A 2,111-nucleotide genomic window follows, 5' to 3' on the forward strand; every position below is an offset into this window, starting at 1 on the left:
CTTCTTGGAGTCGGAAGACTAAATTCAAGTGCAATCATCGCATCCGTGGCGGGTTTGTAGGTGTTTTTAACGGGAGTCTTCACGTTTGGCGTGTATTGGTAAAAAGGTTTCATTTTGAGTTCGCCCTTATCGGTAATGTCTCTACGTGAACAGTACCGGGTTTTAGAAGGAAATATCGGGCTAGGCACATCCGTGTGCTTTTGTGCCCTTGCCGCTATTGTGCTGGCGGATTGCCAGTTAAAAACGCTTTTAAACGGGTAATGTTTTGAGCGATGTGCTTTTACAGGCTTCGTACCTTGCCTCTAAATGATCGTTACTGCCAGTCGGGCTGTCGCCCTATGCTTTATGTGGCAGGTCGGCTCTGCCTTCCCTGTCACCGAGCAGCAACGCTTGTGCGATGCCGCTCAAATGAGGTTTAGGTTTATCCGCAGTGTCCATAAGAGCTTCCCATTGGCGGTTGAACTGCTCCAGCCACGCGATACGGCTGCCCAAGGGACGCTTCGCCCGGGACTCGTTGAACAGCAACTCGCTGGCGCATTGCAGTGGCAGGCCGTTCAGTTTGCAGAATACTGTCAACGCTTCATTCAGCCCTTCTTCATCCGTGATGTTTGCCAGCCGTAGGTTATGCCACTGACAGTCTGCGCCAAGGGATTCAGCAAGATCGTTGTGCTTTACCAGCCCGAAGGCGTAGACGCTGGCGCGAGATTGATCCACCCACTCACCGGTCGAACTCCAGTAGGCCAAGCCGTCACGGTTCGCCGCTTCAATGGCGCTGTAGATTGTCCAACCGGTGCCTTTTATGGCGACTTCTTTTGAGCGTAGGATGCAAGTCTCAATACCGGCGCTGGCAAGAACGTCAACCAGATTGGAGTTTGTGATTTCGTCGGTGGTGAAGCGATTGGCATTCGCCTCATCTGTCCAGCCCTGGGAATGGCTAAAAAATGCTGTACTGGAATCACTGCAATTTATGAGTCTGACGTTCCAAAGTGTGGCTCTGTCGTTCTGAGTTCTGGTGGGTGCGGTAGCGGCGTTAAACGCAGCTTCAAGGATTGCAGTGGCTTCATCGCTGCGGCCCGCCTCGTAGACGTTGTGACCGTCTTCAGGGTTAAAGTCTGGCACTTTATCGGTGTGCCCACTGCGAAAAGAGTCAGCGCCAAATCCAGCGGCGATAGCCAGTCCGTCAATGTGGTCTGCGCTCAGCTGTACGGTCAGGGTAACGAGGGTGTTGCTGATTTTGCTCATGGTGTCTCCGGGTTGGCCTTTGGCCTTGTTTTGTCTGGCAATTGCCAGCGATTTGTTCATTACATGACAGGCCAATGGCCTGTCATTCACAACCGCTATTTCAGCTTTTCGTGCTAATCGGACTCATCTTCGATTCCCGCTTCGACCCATGTCCAGCAGCCTGTGCCGACTGGGTAGGCTCGCTTGATTTGTCCGTCTACGAGAATTGAAATCCCAGCATAAAGTTCGTACCGACAGTCGTCCTCTACACTGTCGCCTTGATCTACAAGCACCATGTCGCGCTCAGGGTTGTAGGCGATTCCAGGAAATGCCTTAGCGATTTGTGCAACCTGGGCCAGCTCAAACACCGGCTCAGCAAAACCGTTCCAGAGCAGGCCGCGAGTGTAACCGTGTAATGGTGTTTCGAAATAATCATCCAGATCAAATTGGCCGGCGCGGTACTCGACACCCTCAAACTCGGATGGCTCTACGAACCGGAAATGCTCAAGAAACTCTTGCTCGGGCAGGGTACGGGTAAATCCGCCACCGTAGGGGGCGAATATCACATCGTCGCCGCGAGTTAGCACGGTTACGAGGCCGTTTGGAAGTGCTCTCTCGCGTGGGGTGTAGTGTTCAGCGTTCATGAAGGTCTCCAGATTGCCGTTTGGCTTATCGGTGGCTGTTGGTAGCCGGTTGTTTTAGTCGCAGCGCTGCTCAACGGGATACAGGCTTGTCAGTTCGGGGTGTTCTGACTCGAATAGCTCACAGAGGCGGTCGTATTCTTTGCTTTCGCACATCAGGAGTAGGCCACGATTAACCCGTTGGTCTTGGAGTTCACTGAAGCGTTCGTTTTGCTCGCGTGTCATGGTTGTTCTCCGGGGTGGCGGTTG

At 53.1% G+C, this 2,111-nt stretch carries 3 protein-coding genes; all 3 read right to left on the reverse strand.

Annotated elements, in window-relative coordinates:
- Window positions 1–336: 336 nt before the first annotated feature.
- Window positions 337–1,242, reverse strand: coding sequence for a hypothetical protein (locus MELB17_RS23000; protein WP_157133398.1), 906 nt, complete (start codon window positions 1,240–1,242; stop codon window positions 337–339).
- A 113-nt stretch (window positions 1,243–1,355) separates the two neighbouring features.
- Window positions 1,356–1,865, reverse strand: a complete 510-nt coding sequence (locus MELB17_RS23005; protein ID WP_007352748.1) for a hypothetical protein — start codon at window positions 1,863–1,865, stop codon at window positions 1,356–1,358.
- Window positions 1,866–1,919: 54 nt separating this feature from the next.
- Window positions 1,920–2,111: hypothetical protein (locus tag MELB17_RS24860; protein WP_227499024.1), on the reverse strand; the 192-nt coding region annotated here is incomplete at its 5' end.

Source organism: Marinobacter sp. ELB17 (assembly GCF_000169375.1).
Classification (GTDB): domain Bacteria; phylum Pseudomonadota; class Gammaproteobacteria; order Pseudomonadales; family Oleiphilaceae; genus Marinobacter.

What these genes read in the sequence shown, in the direction of transcription:
- MELB17_RS23000 (WP_157133398.1), bottom strand. Translation starts at nt 1,242, where the DNA reads ATGAGCAAAATCAGCAACACCCTCGTTACCCTGACCGTACAGCTGAGC.
- MELB17_RS23005 (WP_007352748.1), bottom strand. Translation starts at nt 1,865, where the DNA reads ATGAACGCTGAACACTACACCCCACGCGAGAGAGCACTTCCAAACGGC.